This is a genomic window from Candidatus Thiodictyon syntrophicum (assembly GCF_002813775.1).
GTDB lineage: Bacteria > Pseudomonadota > Gammaproteobacteria > Chromatiales > Chromatiaceae > Thiodictyon > Thiodictyon syntrophicum.
On sequence record NZ_CP020370.1, the window covers coordinates 808,222 to 825,850 of the forward strand.

The window sequence follows — 17,629 nt, forward strand, 5'->3', positions numbered from 1 at the left end:
GCCGGCGCGATTCTTGCGTTCGGCGCACCCGCCGCGCACCCTTATCCCAGGTTTCACCCGAATACCTGAGTCTATCCTATTGATCGATAAAGTTTTTACCTATAATCCTAGGATAATTCTCTGGTTCCCCTTTAAGTCGCTGAGCGTCAAGAAAAATCCCGCTAAAGGGTGCTTGACGATGGCGGATAGCCTGACTAATATGAACATGGAGTGGGGAAAAGTGGAAAAAAATGGCAAAATGGGGTGCCACGGGGGGATAAGTGTTTCGTGGGTCCGCGTACCTGAATCTGGATGCCAAGGGGCGTTTCGCGATCCCGACCAAGCAGCGCGAGCGTCTGTTGGCCGTGGGCGACACCAACCTGATCCTGACGGTGGATCGGGCGCGCTGCCTGCTGCTGTTTCCGGTCCAGACCTGGGAACTGATCGAGCGCGACCTCGCCGCCCTCCCCGCCTTTGACGACGCCGCCCGTTCGGTCCAGCGCCTCTACCTGGGCAACGCGGAAGAGCTGGAGATGGACGCCCAGGGGCGCGTCCTGCTGCCCCAGCATCTGCGCGAGTTCGCCTTTTTGGATAAGCGGATCGTCCTGGTCGGACAGGGCGCCAAGTTCGAGATTTGGGACGAGCAGCGCTGGAAGGACAAGACCCTGGCAGACCTGGAAGACCATAACATCGGTCAGTTGGCCATGTCGTCCTCACTCGGCAATTTGAAGTTCTGAGCGCACCGTGAGTGTCGCTCCCCATCGGTCAGTCCTACTGGAGGAAAGTGTGCAGGCGCTGGCGGTCAACCCCAATGGGATCTATGTGGACGGCACCTTCGGCCGGGGCGGCCATGCGCGCGCCATCCTGGCGCGCCTGGGGTCCGCCGGCCGCCTGATCGCCATCGACCGGGACCCGGACGCCGTCGCCGCCGCCCGCGCCCTGGCGGCGCTCGACCCGCGCCTCACCGTCGTGGCGTCGCCGTTCGGCGCCCTGAGCGCGGCCCTGCGCGACGCCGGGGTCAGCGGCCGGGTGCAGGGCATCCTGCTCGACCTGGGGGTCTCCTCGCCGCAACTCGATACCCCGGGGCGCGGCTTCAGCTTCATGGCCGATGGGCCGCTCGACATGCGCATGGACCCGGGCACCGGCGAGTCCGCGGCTGCCTGGCTGGCGCGCGCCGACGCGCAGGCCATTGCGGCCGTGCTCTACGAATTCGGGGAAGAGCGGTTCGGCGGGCGCATTGCCCGTGCCGTCGTGGCGGCACGCGCCGACTCGCCCCTGCGGACCACCCGCGCGCTGGCGGACCTGGTGGCGCGGGTGGTGCCCACCCGCGAGCTGGGCAAACACCCGGCCACCCGCACCTTCCAGGCCCTGCGCATCCAGGTCAACGACGAGTTGGGTGAGCTCAGGCGCGCGCTGGCCGCGGTGTGCGACCTGCTCGACGGCGCCGGGCGCCTGGTGGTGATCAGCTTCCACTCGCTGGAGGACCGCATCGTCAAGCGCTTTATGCGCGACGAGGCGCATGGCCCCCGGTTCCCTAAAGGGCTGCCGGTGACCGCGGCGCAGTCGTGTGGACGGCTGCGGCTGGTGGGCAAGCCGCGGCAGGCGGGGGCGGCGGAGGTGGCGGCCAACCCGCGCTCGCGCAGCGCCGTCCTGCGGGTGGCGGAGCGCCTGCCATGAATCGCGGACGGGTCGCGACGGTGCTGGTGCTGCTGCTGGCGATCACCGCCTCCGGTGTCCTGGTCGTCCACGCCAAGTATCTCACGCGGATGAGTTTCAACCAGTTGCAGGAAATCCGCGGCCAACGTGACGGACTGGACCTGCAATGGAACCACCTGCGCCTGGAGGAGGCCGCGCTGTCCACCGATGTGCGGGTCGAGCGCAAGGCGCGCGACGAGCTGGGCATGTATCTCCCCCGTGTCGGTGACGTGATGCTGATCGAAGAGGCTGACCATGAGTTCCCCTAAACGTCGGATCAGGCGCGCCGATCCCGTGCGCGCCACGCCCAACCCGCGGGTCCGGCGGGCCGTCCTGCTGTGGGGCCTGGCGGCCGCCATGGTGATGGTCGTCTCCGCCGTCTTCTACCGTCAGGTGGTGGAGACCGAGTTCCTGCGCGGGGAGGGTGAGCGCCGCTACCTGCGCCTGGGCGAGATCGCCGCGCGCCGCGGCATGATCCTGGACCGCAATGGGGAGGCCTTGGCGGTGAGTACCCCGGTCGAGACCGTCTGGGCCGATCCGCGCAAACTCGTGGCCCGCCCCGAGGTCCTGCCGGAGTTGGCCCGCAGTCTCGGGCTCAAGCCCGCGGAGCTGCGCGAGCGCGTCCGGGCCAATGCCGAACGGGGCTTCATGTATCTGAAGCGCCGGGTCAGTATCGACGAGGCGGCCGCCGTGCGCGCCCTGATCGCGGCCCGCGGTCTCGACGCGGTGGACTTCGAGAGTGAGTACCGGCGTTTCTACCCTGGGGTGGAGGTCTTCGGCCATGTCCTGGGCTTCACGGACATCGAGGACCACGGCCAGGAGGGCATGGAGGCCGCCTATGACAAGCTGCTGCGTGCCGAGCCCGGCCAGCGCCGGGTCCTGCAGGATGGGCGGCGGCGCATCGTGCAGGAGGTCGAGCAGGTGCGCCCGCCCCGGCCCGGCAAGGACCTGGTGCTGAGCCTGGACCGGCGGCTGCAGTTTCTGGCCTACCGGGAACTCAAGGCCGCGGTGGCGGAGAACAAGGCAGTGGGCGGTACCGCGGTGGTGGTGGACGTGCGCACCGGCGAGGTGCTCGCCATGGTCAATCAGCCCGGCTACAACCCCAACGATCTCAGCGGGCGGGAGGCCGACCGGCGCCGCAATCGCGCCCTCACCGATGTGATGGAGCCCGGCTCCACGGTCAAACCGCTGGTCGTGGCGGCGGTGCTGGAGCGCGGCCTGGTGACGCCCACGACGCGCATCAACACGGCCGGTCCCCTGCATGTGGGGAGCAATACCGTTCAGGACGTGCACAACTACGGCGGCCTGGACGTGACCGGCATCATTACCAAGTCCAGCAACGTGGGCGTGGTCAAGCTCGCCCAGATGATGGACTACGCCGGCCTGTGGAAGCAGTACGACGCGCTCGGCTTCGGGCGCCCGACCGGGGTGGAGTTCCCGGCCGAGTCACGCGGCGTCCTGCGCAATTACACCCACTGGCGGCCCTTTGACCATGCCACCATGGCCTTCGGCTACAGCTTCTCGGTGACCGCGCTCCAGTTGGCCCAGGCCTACGCGATCGTGGCGGCGGACGGGGTCAAGCGCCCGGTCACCCTGGTCAAGCGCGACCAGATCCCGGAGGGGACGCGCGTCATGAGTACCAAGACCGCCCGCGCCGTGCGGATGATGATGGAGACCGTGGTCTCCGACAAGGGGACCGCCAAGCGCGCGTCCATCCCGGGCTATCGGGTCGGGGGCAAGACCGGTACGGCCAAGAAGGCGAGCGGCCGCCACGGCTACGCGGCCGGCCGCTACCAGGCACTCTTCGCCGGGATGGTGCCGGCCGGCAATCCGCGTCTGGTGATGGTGGTCATGATCGACGAGCCGCGCGGGGGCGCCTACTACGGCGGTGTGGTCGCTGCGCCGATCTTCGCGAAGGTCATGGAGGGGGCGCTGCGCCTCTTCAACGTGCCTCCGGATGAGCCGGCGCCGGCCATGTTGCTGGCCGGCGCGCGGGCAGTCCCATGATGTGGAGCCTGAGACCGGCCGCCGAGCGCGTCGGGGGGCGCCTCCTGGGCGCGGACCTGCCCTTCAGCGCCGTCGTGACCGACAGCCGCGCGGACTGCACCGGGGCGCTCTTCGTGGCCCTGCGCGGTGAGCGCTTCGACGGTCACGACTATGTGGCGGGCGCCCGGGCCAAGGGCGCGGCGGCGGCCCTGGTGGACCACGCGCTGCCGCTCGACCTGCCCCAATGGGTGGTCGCGGATACCCGGCTGGCCCTGGGTTCACTGGCCGCGGCCTGGCGCGCGCGCTTCCCGGGCCGGGTGGCCGCGGTCACCGGCAGCAACGGCAAGACGACGGTCAAGGAACTGCTCGCCGCCATCCTCTCCCAGGTCGGGCCGACCCGCGCCACCCAGGGCAACCTGAACAACGACATCGGCATGCCCCTGACCCTGCTGCGCGCCCGGGAAGAGGCCTTCCTGGTGCTGGAGATGGGGGCCAACCATCCGGGTGAGATCGCCTACATGACGGCCATCGGCCAACCGGAGGTGGCGCTCATCACCAATGCCGGGCGCGCCCACCTGGAGGGCTTCGGCAGCCTTGAGGGGGTGGCCCGCGCCAAGGGGGAGATCGCCCAAGGGCTGCCGCCCGACGGGGTCTTCGTGGTGCCCGGCGACTCACCCTACACCCCCCTGTGGCAGGGGCTGGCGGCCGGTCGAGCGGTGCTGACCTTCGCCCTGGATACCCCGGCCGACCTGTGGGCGGCGAGCGGTTCGATTGCGTCGCGCTGGGACGCGGACGGGTTCCGCACCGCCTTCGTGGCGAACCGGGGCAGCACCCTGCTCCCGCTGGAATTGCGCCTCGCCGGTGTCCACAACGTGCGCAACGCGCTCGCCGCCGCCGCCGCCGCACTGGCCCTGGGGGTCGGGGTCGACGCGGTGCGCGCCGGTCTGCTGGCGCTGGCCCCGGTCCCCGGGCGCCTCTGCCCGCGCACCGGCAGCGGGCGGCGGATCATCGACGATACCTACAACGCCAACCCGGACTCGGTGGCCGCCGCCGTGGCGGTGCTGACCGGCCTGCCCGGGCGCCCCTGGCTGGTCCTGGGCGATCTGGGTGAGTTGGGTCCGCGCTCCCTGGACCTGCACCGCGAGGCGGGCAGCCAGGCGCGCGCCGCGGGGATTGAACGCCTGTTCTGTGTCGGCACCCGCAGCGCCGCCGCCGCGGACGCCTTCGGCCCGGGGGCGCAGCACTTCGCCGATCAGGCCGCACTCATCGCACACCTGCGCGCCGCCATGACGCCGGACACCCTGGTCCTGATCAAGGGGTCGCGCGCGGCGCGTATGGAATTGGTGTTGAACGCTTTGTGCGGCAATGATAGTGATTAGGAACAGATCACTAATAAGTTGAACAAGTCCATTAGAGAGTGTTTTTAGCGTCGTTGTCGTTGTCGTAATCGAGGTTATCGTTGTGCCCCGGATTCTCTCGCACCCCAGGTTGCATCGCTTCTCCGATCACGACAACGACAACGACAACGATAACGACCCACTAACCACTAACCACTAACCACTTCCTATGCTGCTTCTACTGACCGAATGGCTGGCGCGCTTCGAGGGCGGATTCACCGTCTTCCGCTACCTTACCCTGCGCGGGATCCTGGGGACCCTGACCGCGCTCGCCATCTCGCTGCTGGTCGGCCGGCCCATGATCCGGCGGCTGCGCGCCTACAAGATCGGCCAGACGGTGCGCGACGACGGCCCGCAGAGCCACCTGAAGAAATCCGGCACGCCTACCATGGGCGGGGCCCTGATCCTGGTGGCGGTCGGCATCAGTACCCTGCTGTGGGCGGACCTGGACAACCGCTATGTCTGGATCGTGCTGCTGACCACCCTGGCCTTCGGTGCCGTCGGCATGGTCGACGACTACAAGAAGCTGGTGCTGAAGAACCCGCGCGGCCTGGCCGCCCGCTGGAAGTATCTGTGGCAGACGCTCTTGGGGCTCATGGCCGCGACGCTCCTCTATGTCACCGCCCAGTCCCCGACCGAGACCGCACTCCTGGTGCCCTATCTTAAGGATGTCTCATTCCAACTCGGTCCCTGGTTCATCCTGTTCACCTATCTCGTCATCGTGGGCGCCAGCAATGCGGTGAACCTGACAGACGGACTGGACGGGCTCGCCATCATGCCCACGGTCCTGGTGGCCGGGGCCCTGGCCGTTTTCGTCTACGCCGCCGGCCATGCCGAGATCGCCAACTATCTGCGCATCCCGCACATCAAGGAGGTGGGCGAACTGGTGATCTTCTGCGGCGCCCTGGTCGGGGCTGGGCTCGGTTTTCTCTGGTTCAACGCCTATCCGGCCCAGGTCTTCATGGGCGATGTCGGCGCCCTGGCCCTGGGCGCCGCCCTGGGCCTGGTGGCGGTGGCCGTGCGCCAGGAACTGGTGCTCTTCATCATGGGCGGGGTCTTCGTCATGGAGACCATCTCGGTCATGTTGCAGGTCCTGTCCTTCAAGCTCACCGGTAAGCGCATCTTCCGCATGGCGCCCCTGCACCATCACTTCGAGCTCAAGGGCTGGCCGGAACCCCGGGTCATCGTCCGCTTCTGGATCGTGACCGTGGTGCTGGTCCTGATCGGGCTCGCGAGCCTGAAGATCCGCTGATGACCGGGATCACCGCCAGGTCGGGGAAGCAAACCCAGTGCAAGACCCTGGTGGTCGGCCTGGGCAAGACCGGTGTCTCGTGCGCCCGCTACCTGCGCTCGCAGGGCGCCTGGGTGGCCGTGACTGACACCCGCGCCGATCCGCCCGGCCTGGAACAGATCCGTCGGGAACTGCCGGAGGTGGCCGTGTTCGTCGGGGGCTTCGACCCCGCGGCCTTCGCCGCCGCGGACCGCTTGGTGGTGAGCCCCGGGGTCCCGGTGGCCACGCCGCTGATCCAAGCGGCACTGGCTCGTGGTGCCGAGGTGATCGGCGATGTGGAGCTGTTCGCCCGGGCGGCACGCGCCCCGATCTGCGCCATCACCGGCTCCAACGGCAAGAGCACCGTCACGACCCTGCTCGGTCTGATGGCGCGCCGCGCCGGGTGCCGGGTCCGTATCGGCGGGAATCTGGGCGAACCGGTGTTGGACCTGCTCGACGACCAGGCCGACCTCTATGTCCTGGAACTGTCGAGTTTTCAACTGGAGACCACCCCGGGGCTGCGGACCCGGGCGGCGGTGGTGCTCAACATCTCACCGGATCACCTGGACCGCTACCCGGACCTGGCCGCCTATAGCGCCGCCAAGGCGCGGGTCTACGACCGCGCGCAGGTCGCTGTCATCAACCGGGACGATCCGGCGGTGGCGGCGATGGCCCGCGCCCCGCAGCGCGAGCTCGGCTTTACCTTGGGCGTGCCGGACCCGGGCGACTATGGACTGGCAGCGAGCGACGGGGACCTGTGGCTGTGCCGGGGCGACGAGCGACTGCTGCGGGCGGCAGAGGTCCAGATCCCCGGCCGGCACAACCTGGCCAACGCCCTGGCCGCCCTGGCCCTGGCGCAGGCCTGTGGTCTGGCGCTCGACCCCTGCCGGGAGGCCCTGCGGACCTTTCCCGGGCTGGACCACCGCAGCCAGTTGGTGCTCGAGCACGTCGGGGTGCGCTGGTATGACGACTCCAAGGGCACCAACCCGGGGGCCACGGTCGCCGCCTTGGACGGCCTGGTGTCGGCGGGGTCGGACGGCCGGGTGGTGCTGATCGCCGGCGGCGACGCCAAGGGCGCGGATTTCGCCCCCCTGGGCCCGGCAGTGGCCCGCGCGGCCCGCGCCGTGGTTCTGATCGGGCGGGATGCCCCCGCAATCGAGCGGGTGCTGCGTGCCCTGGTCCCCCCGGTCCCCCTGATTCCGGCCGCTGATATGGACGAGGCGGTGCGCCGGGCCGCTGTCGCGGCCCGCCCCGGGGACGCGGTACTGCTCTCCCCGGCCTGCGCCAGTTTTGACATGTTCGACAACTACGAGCACCGCGGCCGGGTCTTTGCCGATGCGGTGCGGAGGTTGGTGGCATGAGCGCGGTGGCACCCCAGGCACGCCGTTCGAGTGTCGCGAGCCGGCGCCGCCGCAGCGAGCGACCGGCGGCCTTCGACCTCCCGCTCCTGATGGCGGCCCTGGGGCTCTTGTCATTCGGGTTCGTGATGGTCGCCTCCGCCTCCATGACGATCGGCGACACCTGCTGCAAGGACCCCTTCTTCTTCGTCACGCGCCATACGCTCGCGATGGGTCTGGCCCTGGGCGCCGGTCTGCTGACCTTTACGGTTCCGGTCAGTTGGTGGGAACGCATGGGCGCCTGGTTCTTCCTGGGCACGGCGGGGATGCTGATCCTGGTGCTGATTCCGGGGATCGGTCACAACGTCAATGGGGCGACGCGCTGGATCCCCTTGGGGCCGCTCAATCTGCAGCCCTCGGAGTTCATGAAGCTGTTCGCAGTGATCTATATCGCGGGCTACCTGGTACGCCACGCTGATGATGTGGCCAACAAGCTCTCGGGCTTCATCCGGCCGATGATCCTGATCGGACTGGCCGCCGCCCTGATCCTCAAACAACCGGACTTCGGTACCACCACCGTGATGCTGGCGACCGTGATGGGGCTCTTGTTCCTGGGGGGTGTGAGCGTCATGCCCTTCGCGGTCCTGTTCGGCACCGTGCTGGTCGGACTCACCTTCCTGGTCATGACCTCGGAATACCGCATGCGCCGCATCCTGTCCTTCCTCAACCCCTTCGAGGACCCCTTCAACTCCGGTTACCAGTTGAGCCAGGCCCTGATCGGCTTCGGACGGGGCGAGTGGCTGGGGGTCGGGCTCGGCAACGGCATCCAGAAGCAGTATTTCCTCCCCGAGGCCCACACGGACTTCATCGCCACGGTGATCGCCGAGGAACTGGGCCTGGTGGGGATGCTGGCGATCATCGCCACCTTCGCCTTCATCGCCTGGCGCGCCTTCAGTATCGGTGCGCGCGCCCAGGCGGCCGGGAACCGCTTCGCCGCCTATACCGCCCAGGGGATCGGTCTGTGGCTCGGCCTCCAGGCCTTCGTCAACATCGGGGTCAATTCGGGGATGCTGCCCACCAAGGGGCTGACGCTGCCCTTCCTGAGCTACGGCAGCAACAGTCTGATCGTGGTCTGTATGGCGATCGCCATCCTGCTGCGCATCGATGCCACCATTCGCCAGGACGAGGCGGAGTCCAGAAATCCCCGGGGGCTGCCATGGCTGCGTGCATAGGCGTCATGGCCGGCGGTACCGGCGGTCATGTCTTCCCCGCGCTGGCGGTGGCGCAGGCCCTGCGCGAGCGGGGTGCGCAGGTCTTCTGGATCGGCACGCACCGGGGGCTGGAGTCACGCCTGGTTCCCGAGCACGGGTTCGAGTTGGAGTGGGTGCGGATCGAGGGGCTGCGCGGCAAGGGGATCACCGCGGTCCTGGCCGGACCGGTGCGTCTGCTGCGCGCCCTGTGGCAGGCGCGTGCGATCCTGCGCCGCCGCCGCCCCGCGGTGGTCCTGGGGATGGGCGGGTTCGTCTCCGGCCCCGGCGCACTGGCGGCTCGAGCCTTGGGGATGCCGCTCGTGATCCACGAGCAGAACTCGGTCCCGGGACTGACCAACCAATGGCTCGCACGCATCGCCAGTCGGGTCTTCGAGGCCTTTCCCGGCAGCTTTCCCACAGCGCGGCACGCGGTGGCGACCGGCAACCCGGTGCGTAGCGACATTACACAACTGCCGCCGCCCGCGGAGCGCTTCGCCGGCCGCACCGGGCGGGCGCGGCTGTTGGTGCTCGGCGGTTCCCTGGGCGCCAAGGCGCTCAACGAGACCCTGCCCCTGGCACTGGCCCGACTGCCCGAACCGTTGCGCCCGCAGGTCCGTCACCAGGCCGGTGAGCAGACCCTGGAACTGGCGCGGGCCGCCTATGCGCAGGCCGGAGTCCCGGCCGAGGTCAGCGCCTTCATCAAGGACATGGCGCAGGCCTATGCCTGGGCCGACCTGGTAGTGTGCCGGGCCGGTGCATTGACGGTCTCCGAACTGGCCGCGGCGGGTCTGGGCGCCATCCTGGTCCCCTATCCCCACGCGGTGGATGACCACCAGCGCGGCAACGCCCGTTTCCTGGCAGACCACGGCGCGGCGCACCTGATCATCCAACGCGACCTGACCGCGCCCCTCCTGGCCGACCTGCTCGCCGCCCTGCTCGCCGACCGCGGACGGCTGCTGACCATGGCCCAGGCGGCCCGCGCCCGCGCCAATCCGGATGCGGTCACGCGCATTGCAGACGCCTGCCTGGAACTGGCAACGGGGGGAAAGGATGAGGGATGAAGGATGAAGGATGAGGGATGAAGGAAGGGATTAGGGATTTGAGCATCTTAATACTACACGCCGAGGCTTCGCACTGAGACCAATTTCAACCTGTAACCTTCAACCTTCATCCTTCATCCTTTAGAAAATGAATCCACATCTGAGCCACAGCGCCGCCAACATGGGCCGGGTCCGGCGCCTGCACTTTATCGGTGTGGGCGGGGCCGGGATGAGTGGGATCGCCGAGCTGATGGCCAACCTTGGCTACGAGGTCGCGGGGTCTGACCAGCGCGAGAGTACGACCACCCGGCGCCTGCGCGGCCTGGGGGTGCAGGTCTACATCGGGCACCGCGCCGGTCAGGTAACCGACGCGGATGCGGTCGTGGTATCCACCGCCATCGACGAGGCAAACCCCGAGATCCAAGAGGCCCGGGCGCGGCGAATTCCCGTCGTGCGCCGCGCCGAGATGCTCGCTGAACTGATGCGTTTCTATTATGGGGTCGCGGTCGCCGGGACCCATGGCAAGACCACCACCACCAGCCTGGTGGCGAGTGTGCTCGCGGAGGGCGGGCTCGATCCGACCTTCGTCATCGGCGGCCTGCTCAACAGCGCCGGGGCCAATGCCAAGCTCGGCACGACCAAGTACCTGGTGGCAGAGGCCGACGAGAGCGACGCCTCCTTCCTGTATCTCCAGCCCATGGTATCGATCGTCACCAACATCGACGCCGACCACATGCAGACCTACGGCAACGACTTCCAGCGCCTGCGCAACACCTTCATGGAGTTCATCCACCACCTGCCCTTCTATGGCCTGGCGGTACTGTGTATCGACGACCCGGAGGTGCGCGCCCTGGAGCCGCAGGTGCCGCGACCGGTGCGTACCTACGGCACCCGCCCGGAGGCGGACGTGCGCGCCGTGGACATCCGTCAGGACGGCCTGCGCATGTACTTCGAGGTCCACAGCCGCGAATTGAGTGCGCCCTTGCCCATCGAGCTCAACCTGCCCGGCCGCCACAACGTCCTCAACGCCTTGGCCGCCATTGCGGTAGCCCTGGAGCTTGGGGTGGACGAGGAGGCGATCCGCCGTGCCCTGGCCGGCTTCCAGGGGGTGGGGCGGCGCTTCGTGGTCACACCGGTGCAGGATCAGACCGGCCGTCGGCTGACCCTGGTGGACGACTATGGTCACCACCCCCGGGAACTGGCCGCCACCCTGGAGGCGGCGCGCGGCGGCTGGCCCGGCCGGCGACTGGTGCTGGTCTTTCAGCCCCATCGTTTTACCCGTACCCAGGAGCAGTTCGAGGACTTCGTCCAGGTGCTCTCCACCGTCGACCTGCTGGTGCTCTGCGACGTCTATCCGGCCGGGGAGGCGCCGATCGCCGGTGCCGATGGGCGCTCGCTGAGCCGCGCGATCCGCGCCCGGGGCCTCCTGGACCCGGTGTTCGCCCAGGAGATCAATGAGATACCGGGGCTGCTCGGCAACCTCCTCCAGGATGGGGACCTGGTGCTCCTGTCCGGCGCGGGGGACATCGGCGCCCTGGCGGCGCGCCTGCCGGGGCTGCTCACGGGGGAAAAGACGTGACGACGCCGCTTCTCGTAGTCCCCTTGATCCGGCGGCTGTCGATGGGCTGCGGTGAGCCGCTGCAGGGGTTCCCGCGGCGAGCGGCGGCGTCGGCACGCCCCGCGGGGCCGACGCCGGCGCCCGTGCGCCACGGCCTGCCCCAGCCGCGGGCCTGCCGCCATGGGTGAACTGCGCGGGGAGTTGCGCACGGATGAGCCCCTGGCCCGCCATACCAGTTGGCGGGTCGGGGGCCCGGCGCGGCGGCTCTATCGACCGGCGGACGCGCACGACCTGGCGGAGTTTCTGCGTCGGCTTGACCCGGGCGAGCCGCTGCTCTGGCTCGGGCTCGGCAGCAACCTGCTGGTCCCGGATGCGGGTTTTCCCGGCACCGTGATCCTGACCCATGGGTGCCTGACGGGCCTGGAGCGCCGCGGGTCCGCGGGTGTTTACGCTCAGGCCGGCGCCACCTGCGCCCGGGTGGCCCGCTTTGCCGCCCGCCATGACCTGGTCGGCGTTGAATTCCTGGCGGGTATCCCCGGTACCATGGGCGGGGCCTTGACGATGAACGCCGGGGCCTGGGGCGGGGAGACCTGGACCCACGTCGGCCGGGTGCGCACCATCGATCGGACCGGCCTGGTGCGCGAGCGCACGCCGGCCGACTTCGACATCGGCTACCGGGATGTGCGCGGCACCCCGGGCGAATGGTTTCTCGACGTGGAGCTTGAACTGCAACCGGGGGATGGGGCGGCCGCCATGACGCGGATGCGCGCCCTCCTGGACCAACGTGCCCGCACCCAGCCCACGGGGCTGCCGAGTTGCGGGTCGGTGTTCCGCAACCCGCCGGGGGACTACGCGGCCCGGCTGATCGAGTCGGTCGGACTCAAGGGCTACCGGATCGGCGGGGCTCAGGTCTCGGAAAAGCACGCGAATTTCATTATCAACACGGGCCCGGCCACGGCCCGGGACATCGCCGGGTTGGTGGATCATGTGCGGTGCGAAGTCGAGCGCCACACCGGGGTGCGGCTGAAACCCGAGTACGTCAGTGTCGAAGTACGTTAGTACGGGAGTACGGACGGAGCGACGAGGCCCGTGAGCTACCTCTTAGTAACGAGTCAAGAACAAGTTAAGCGCTATCGTTGTCGTTGTCGTAATCGTAATCGGAGAAGCGATGCACTTCAGGGTGCGAGAGAATCCGGGGCGCTACGATAACCTCGATTACGACAACGACAACGATAACGATAACGACAACGACAACGAAAATGGCGCGATAGGCAGTCCCTAGTGAACCGTTCCTTACCGTACTAACAACATACTAACGTACTTCTTCAAAGCGATTGAAATGACATCACTCATCAATCAAACCCTTCTTGAGCGGTTCGGCAAGGTCGCGGTGCTGTTGGGCGGGCGCGCCGCCGAGCGGGAGGTTTCACTCACGAGCGGCAACGCGGTGCTGCGCGCACTGTGCCGCCAGGGTGTCGATGCCCACCCGCTGGACCCGGACGAGACCGTGCTGGAACAGTTGCGGGCGGGCGGGTTCGATCGGGCCTTCATCATCCTGCACGGCCGCGGTGGTGAGGACGGGGTGATCCAGGGCGCCCTGGAGACCATCGCTATGCCCTATACCGGCTCGGGGGTCCTGGGGTCCGCCCTGGGGATGGATAAGTACCGCACCAAGCTCGCCTGGGCCGGGGCCGGGCTGCCGACGGCCGACTCGGTCCTCCTGCGCGAGGAAGCGGACCTGGCCCTGGCGGCGGCCATCGGCTTTCCGCTGATGGTCAAGCCGGCCCACGAGGGGTCCAGCATCGGGATGGCCCGGGTCGCGGACCCGGCCGCCCTGGCGGCGGCCTGGCGGAGCGCGCGCGAGTACGACCCCTTGGTCATCGCCGAGCGCTGGATCGCCGGCGCCGAGTACACCTGCGCCATCCTGGGGCGTGAGGCCCTGCCCATCATCCGGCTCGAGACCCCCCACGCCTTCTATGACTACGACGCCAAATACCGGGCGGACAGCACCCGTTACCTGTGTCCTTGCGGTCTGTCCGCGGCGGATGAGGCGCGCTTCCGGCAACTGGCCCTGGACGCCTTCGACGCCGTCGGGGCGAGCGGCTGGGGGCGGGTCGACCTGATGGTCGATGCGGCGGGGGCGCCATATTTACTTGAAATCAATACGGTTCCTGGCATGACCGACCACAGTCTGGTGCCCATGGCCGCACGGGCGGCGGGCCTCGACTTCGAGACCCTGGTGCTGCGCATCCTTGAGACGAGCCGCGAGCGTGTCTGAACCAACCACCGCCCCGGCCGAGCCGCCGCTCGATTCGCTGCCGACGCCGCCACCGGCGCCGCGGCGCGCCCGCCTGCGCGCCCTCACCGGACTCACGTTGCTGGGAGCCATGGTGGGAGGCGTCTGGGCCTTCGGCTATTGGGAGCCCCGACTCCTGCCGGTGCGCACCATCGAGGTCCAGGGGGAATTGCACCATCACTCATCCGAACTGCTGCGCGAGACCCTGGGCCAGCGGCTGCAAGGCGGCTTCCTCACCGCCGACCTCAATGACCTGAAGCGGGCCGCGGAGGGCTTGCCCTGGGTCGGCGGGGCCAGCATCCGCCGCGTGTGGCCCGACCGGCTCCAGGTGCGGGTGCTGGAGCATCGGCCGGTGGCACGCTGGAAGGGCGACGGGCTGGTGACCGCCGAGGGCGTCGTGTTTCGCCCCCGCGGCCAGGTCCCGGCCGGGTTGCCGCTGCTCGAGGGCGACGAGGCGCGCGCCCGTGAATTGGTCGAGCGCTACCTCAAGTGGCGCGACGCCCTGATGTTGGCGGGCCAACTCATCGACACCCTGGGCGTCGATGCCCGCGGGGCCTGGCACCTGGACCTGGTCTCCAATACCCGCGTGGAACTGGGCACCAACGATATCGAGCGGCGCCTGATGAGGTTCATCGCGGCCGTCCCCCAACTGGAAGCGGCCGGCCGCGCCCGGGTGGTGGACCTGCGCTACAGCAATGGCTTTGCCGTCAAATGGGCGGGCAGCGCGGTCGCCGCGGCGCCGGAGCCGGTACCGCCCAAGACCGCGCCGCCGACGCATACCAAGGCCCGGAAAAAGGGCGCGACGGCGAACACGGCGACCAAACAGACGCGGACACCGACCCAGGCACAGCGACCGGCGGCGGCGAAAGAGCGCCCGCGCCCGCGAACAGTGGCCGCGCCGACCAAGGCACGGGCCCAGACACCACCGCCGCCGCGGCACCCGCCGCCGGCACCGGTGCGCGCATCGGGGCGTGCACTGACTCAGGCGGTCCCGGGGCGACCCTAGGCGAAACGGCAAGAGCGAACAGGCAAACGGGGGGAGAAACGGAATGGCACGACGCAACGACAAAAATCTATTGGTGGGGCTGGACATCGGCACCTCGAAGATCGCCTGTCTGGTGGGCGAACTGAAAGACGATGACCAGATCGAGATCATCGGCATCGGCACCAGCCCCTCGCGCGGCCTGAAGAAGGGCGTGGTGGTGGACATCGAGTCCACGGTCACCTCCATCCAGCGGGCGGTCGAGGCGGCGGAAGCGATGGCCGGGTGCGACATCCACTCGGTTCACGCGGGGATCGCCGGCAACCATATCAGCAGCCGTCCTTCCAACGGCAGTACCCCCATCAAGGAGCGCGAGGTCAATCAGGCCGACGTGGACCGGGTACTCGACAACGCCCGGGCGGTTGCGATCCCGGCGGACCAGCAAATGCTCCACCTGGTCCCCCAGGAATTCATCATCGACGGCCAGGAGGGTATCCGCCAGCCGATCGGGATGTGCGGGGTACGGCTGGAGGCGCGGGTGCTCATCGTCACGGGCGCGGTGAGCGCGGCCCAGAACATCCGCAAGTGCATCGGCCGCTGTGGGCTGGAGGTGGACTACCTGATGCCCGCGCCGCTGAGCGCCTCTTATTCGGTCTTGGGCGAGGACGAGCAGGAGCTGGGCGTCTGCCTGGTCGACATCGGCGGCGGTACCACCGATATCGCGGTCTTCGCCGACGGGGCCATCCGCCACACGGCGGTGATCCCGATCGCCGGCGATCAGGTCACCAACGACATCGCCTTGGCCCTGCGCACCCCTACTCAGCACGCCGAACAGATCAAGATTCAGCACGCCTGCGCCCTGACGCAGCTCGCCGGCGGCGCCGACAACATCGAGGTCCCCAGCATCGGGGATCGCCCGCTGCGCCGACTGTCGCGCCAGACGCTGGCCGAGGTGGTGGGGCCGCGCTATGAGGAACTGCTCGATCTGGTGCGTAAGGACCTGGATCGCAGCGGATTCAAAGAGCTGGTGGCCGGGGGCGTCGTGCTCACCGGCGGTAGCGCGAAGATGCAGGGCTTGATCGAACTGGCGGAGGAGGTGTTCCACATGCCGGTGCGCCTGGGCGTTCCCCGGTATGTCATCGGCATGGACGAGGTCATGCGCGATCCGGTCTACGCCACCGGCGTCGGGCTCTTGATCTACGCCGGTCAGAACCGTTTTGCCAAGCGTCCTGAACTCACTGCCGGGCGGGGACTCAAGGGCCTCGTGTCACGGACGCGCAGTTGGTTCCAGGGCAACTTCTAGCGAGGCAGAATTCGCGATCCCCTCGGGGATCGATGGGGCCGCAGCCTGCGGCCCCGCGGCATGGGATCGCAGGGTCCGTGCCGTGTCGGGGGGCGGTCCCACCATGGGGCCGTGCGGGGTTTCAGGTTTTCAATCCATAAACAGGTCGGGGGAGAGAGTGCAATGTTTGAAATGATGGATACCCATAGCCAGTCCGCCGTCATCAAGGTGATCGGGGTCGGCGGCGGCGGCGGCAACGCGGTCAATCACATGGTCGACTCCACCATTGAGGGGGTGGACTTCATCTGCGCCAACACCGATGCCCAGGCGCTCAAAGGGTCGCGGGTCAAGACCATCCTGCAACTGGGCTCCGGGATTACCAAGGGCCTGGGTGCGGGTGCCAACCCGGAGGTGGGCAAGCAGGCGGCGCTGGAGGATCGCGAGCGCATCGCCGAGGCCTTGGCCGGGGCGGACATGGTGTTCATCACCGCCGGGATGGGCGGCGGTACCGGCACCGGTGCCGCCCCGGTGGTCGCGGAGGTGGCCAAGGAGTTGGGAATCCTCACGGTCGCGGTGGTGACCAAGCCCTTCCCGTTCGAGGGCAGCAAGCGGCGACGCATCGCCGATGACGGCATTGCCGAGTTGGCCAAGCATGTGGACTCGTTGATCACGATCCCGAACGAGAAGCTGCTGGCGGTGCTCGGCAAGGACATGACCCTGCTCGGGGCCTTCAAGTCGGCGAACGATATTTTGTTGAATGCCACCCGCGGCATCGCCGAGCTGATTACCCGTCCGGGTCTGATCAACGTCGACTTCGCCGACGTGAAGACCGTGATGTCGGAGATGGGGGTCGCCATGATGGGTACCGGGGCCGCCGTCGGCCTCGACCGGGCGCGGGAAGCGGCGGAGGCCGCCATTCGCTGCCCCCTGTTGGAGGATATCGATCTCGCCGGGGCCAAGGGTATCCTGGTCAACATCACCGCGGGCAGCAGCCTGACCATGGGCGAGTTCGACGAGGTCGGCAACACGGTCCGGGATTTCGCCGACGATGACGCCACCGTGGTGCTGGGGACCGTCATCGACCCGGACTTGGAGGATGAACTGCGGGTCACGGTCGTGGCTACCGGCCTGGGGGCGCGCCGAATCTCCCTGACGATGCGTCCGAACCCGGAGGAGCCGCTGATGCGACTGGTCCCGGCGGACGGCGAGTCCGGCCCCGACTATGGGGAGATCGGGCGTCGCCCCGCCATCTACCGCAAGGCGGCAACCGCCGGCGGGAACACCGCCGAGGCGGTGGACAACGATCTCGACTATCTGGACATCCCCGCCTTCCTGCGCCGTCAGGCCGATTGATCGCGGGCGCCATCCGCGGGACCAGGGAGGGTCCCGGCGCCGGACGCGGTGGTTGGCCGCCAGGGGACGGCGCGGCGTGATTCCTAAATAGAGATTATTGGTCCGCAAGGACGCGACCAACAGCGCGGCGCTAGGGAAATCCCTTTAGATATATACTAAGTAAAAACAATACGATATAGATTTCTTGCGCATAGGACTTGATAA

15 protein-coding genes are annotated in these 17,629 nt (G+C 68.3%); all 15 read left to right on the top strand.

Annotated features, from left to right (window positions below; all coding sequences use genetic code 11):
* Window positions 1-260: 260 nt before the first annotated feature.
* The 15 genes from mraZ to ftsZ all read left to right on the top strand — a co-directional run bounded on the left by mraZ (window position 261) and on the right by ftsZ (window position 17,425).
* Window positions 261-716 (top strand): division/cell wall cluster transcriptional repressor MraZ, encoded by a 456-nt coding sequence (mraZ, locus tag THSYN_RS03515; protein ID WP_100917920.1) that lies wholly within the window; start codon window positions 261-263, stop codon window positions 714-716.
* A gap of 7 nt (window positions 717-723) precedes the next feature.
* Window positions 724-1,656, top strand: coding sequence for a 16S rRNA (cytosine(1402)-N(4))-methyltransferase RsmH (gene rsmH / locus THSYN_RS03520; RefSeq protein ID WP_100917921.1), 933 nt, complete (start codon window positions 724-726; stop codon window positions 1,654-1,656).
* Entirely contained in the window at window positions 1,653-1,943 is a 291-nt protein-coding gene (gene ftsL, locus THSYN_RS03525; protein ID WP_100917922.1) for a cell division protein FtsL, read from the top strand. Before rsmH ends, ftsL begins: the two co-directional genes overlap by 4 nt.
* On the top strand, window positions 1,930-3,681 hold the full coding sequence (locus tag THSYN_RS03530; RefSeq protein WP_100917923.1) for a peptidoglycan D,D-transpeptidase FtsI family protein: 1,752 nt from the start codon (window positions 1,930-1,932) through the stop codon (window positions 3,679-3,681). Before ftsL ends, THSYN_RS03530 begins: the two co-directional genes overlap by 14 nt.
* On the top strand, window positions 3,681-5,039 hold the full coding sequence (locus THSYN_RS03535; RefSeq protein WP_100917924.1) for a UDP-N-acetylmuramoyl-tripeptide--D-alanyl-D-alanine ligase: 1,359 nt from the start codon (window positions 3,681-3,683) through the stop codon (window positions 5,037-5,039). The genes THSYN_RS03530 and THSYN_RS03535 overlap by 1 nt, the downstream gene beginning before the upstream one ends.
* Before the next feature lie 187 nt (window positions 5,040-5,226).
* Window positions 5,227-6,309, top strand: coding sequence for a phospho-N-acetylmuramoyl-pentapeptide-transferase (gene mraY / locus THSYN_RS03540; RefSeq protein ID WP_100917925.1), 1,083 nt, complete (start codon window positions 5,227-5,229; stop codon window positions 6,307-6,309).
* Window positions 6,309-7,688, top strand: a complete 1,380-nt coding sequence (gene murD, locus THSYN_RS03545) for a UDP-N-acetylmuramoyl-L-alanine--D-glutamate ligase (RefSeq protein ID WP_100917926.1) — start codon at window positions 6,309-6,311, stop codon at window positions 7,686-7,688. The genes mraY and murD overlap by 1 nt, the downstream gene beginning before the upstream one ends.
* Window positions 7,685-8,896 (top strand): putative lipid II flippase FtsW, encoded by a 1,212-nt coding sequence (gene ftsW, locus THSYN_RS03550; protein ID WP_100917927.1) that lies wholly within the window; start codon window positions 7,685-7,687, stop codon window positions 8,894-8,896. The genes murD and ftsW overlap by 4 nt, the downstream gene beginning before the upstream one ends.
* Window positions 8,881-9,975, top strand: coding sequence for an undecaprenyldiphospho-muramoylpentapeptide beta-N-acetylglucosaminyltransferase (murG, locus tag THSYN_RS03555; RefSeq protein WP_100917928.1), 1,095 nt, complete (start codon window positions 8,881-8,883; stop codon window positions 9,973-9,975). The genes ftsW and murG overlap by 16 nt, the downstream gene beginning before the upstream one ends.
* Window positions 9,976-10,102: 127 nt before the next feature.
* The gene (gene murC, locus THSYN_RS03560) at window positions 10,103-11,533 is read left to right on the top strand and encodes a UDP-N-acetylmuramate--L-alanine ligase (protein ID WP_100917929.1); all 1,431 of its coding nucleotides are present in this window, start codon (window positions 10,103-10,105) and stop codon (window positions 11,531-11,533) included.
* A gap of 159 nt (window positions 11,534-11,692) precedes the next feature.
* Window positions 11,693-12,571 (top strand): UDP-N-acetylmuramate dehydrogenase, encoded by an 879-nt coding sequence (murB, locus tag THSYN_RS03565; RefSeq protein ID WP_100917930.1) that lies wholly within the window; start codon window positions 11,693-11,695, stop codon window positions 12,569-12,571.
* A gap of 280 nt (window positions 12,572-12,851) precedes the next feature.
* Window positions 12,852-13,790 (top strand): D-alanine--D-alanine ligase, encoded by a 939-nt coding sequence (locus tag THSYN_RS03570; RefSeq protein ID WP_100917931.1) that lies wholly within the window; start codon window positions 12,852-12,854, stop codon window positions 13,788-13,790.
* Window positions 13,783-14,814, top strand: a complete 1,032-nt coding sequence (locus tag THSYN_RS03575; RefSeq protein ID WP_236848786.1) for a cell division protein FtsQ/DivIB — start codon at window positions 13,783-13,785, stop codon at window positions 14,812-14,814. Before THSYN_RS03570 ends, THSYN_RS03575 begins: the two co-directional genes overlap by 8 nt.
* A 43-nt stretch (window positions 14,815-14,857) precedes the next feature.
* A complete protein-coding gene (ftsA, locus tag THSYN_RS03580; protein ID WP_100917932.1) occupies window positions 14,858-16,093 on the top strand; it encodes a cell division protein FtsA in 1,236 nt (411 codons plus the stop codon).
* A gap of 162 nt (window positions 16,094-16,255) precedes the next feature.
* Complete coding sequence (ftsZ, locus tag THSYN_RS03585) at window positions 16,256-17,425, top strand: cell division protein FtsZ (protein WP_100917933.1); 1,170 nt, start codon at window positions 16,256-16,258, stop codon at window positions 17,423-17,425.
* The last annotated feature ends 204 nt before the right edge of the window (window positions 17,426-17,629 follow it).

Bases quoted from the DNA above. Each gene is read 5' to 3' on its own strand.
- ftsL (WP_100917922.1), top strand. From the start codon at position 1,653: ATGAATCGCGGACGGGTCGCGACGGTGCTGGTGCTGCTGCTGGCGATC.
- THSYN_RS03530 (WP_100917923.1), top strand. From the start codon at position 1,930: ATGAGTTCCCCTAAACGTCGGATCAGGCGCGCCGATCCCGTGCGCGCC.
- THSYN_RS03535 (WP_100917924.1), top strand. From the start codon at position 3,681: ATGTGGAGCCTGAGACCGGCCGCCGAGCGCGTCGGGGGGCGCCTCCTG.
- mraY (WP_100917925.1), top strand. From the start codon at position 5,227: ATGCTGCTTCTACTGACCGAATGGCTGGCGCGCTTCGAGGGCGGATTC.
- murD (WP_100917926.1), top strand. From the start codon at position 6,309: ATGACCGGGATCACCGCCAGGTCGGGGAAGCAAACCCAGTGCAAGACC.
- ftsW (WP_100917927.1), top strand. From the start codon at position 7,685: ATGAGCGCGGTGGCACCCCAGGCACGCCGTTCGAGTGTCGCGAGCCGG.
- murG (WP_100917928.1), top strand. From the start codon at position 8,881: ATGGCTGCGTGCATAGGCGTCATGGCCGGCGGTACCGGCGGTCATGTC.
- murC (WP_100917929.1), top strand. From the start codon at position 10,103: ATGAATCCACATCTGAGCCACAGCGCCGCCAACATGGGCCGGGTCCGG.
- murB (WP_100917930.1), top strand. From the start codon at position 11,693: ATGGGTGAACTGCGCGGGGAGTTGCGCACGGATGAGCCCCTGGCCCGC.
- THSYN_RS03570 (WP_100917931.1), top strand. From the start codon at position 12,852: ATGACATCACTCATCAATCAAACCCTTCTTGAGCGGTTCGGCAAGGTC.
- ftsA (WP_100917932.1), top strand. From the start codon at position 14,858: ATGGCACGACGCAACGACAAAAATCTATTGGTGGGGCTGGACATCGGC.
- ftsZ (WP_100917933.1), top strand. From the start codon at position 16,256: ATGTTTGAAATGATGGATACCCATAGCCAGTCCGCCGTCATCAAGGTG.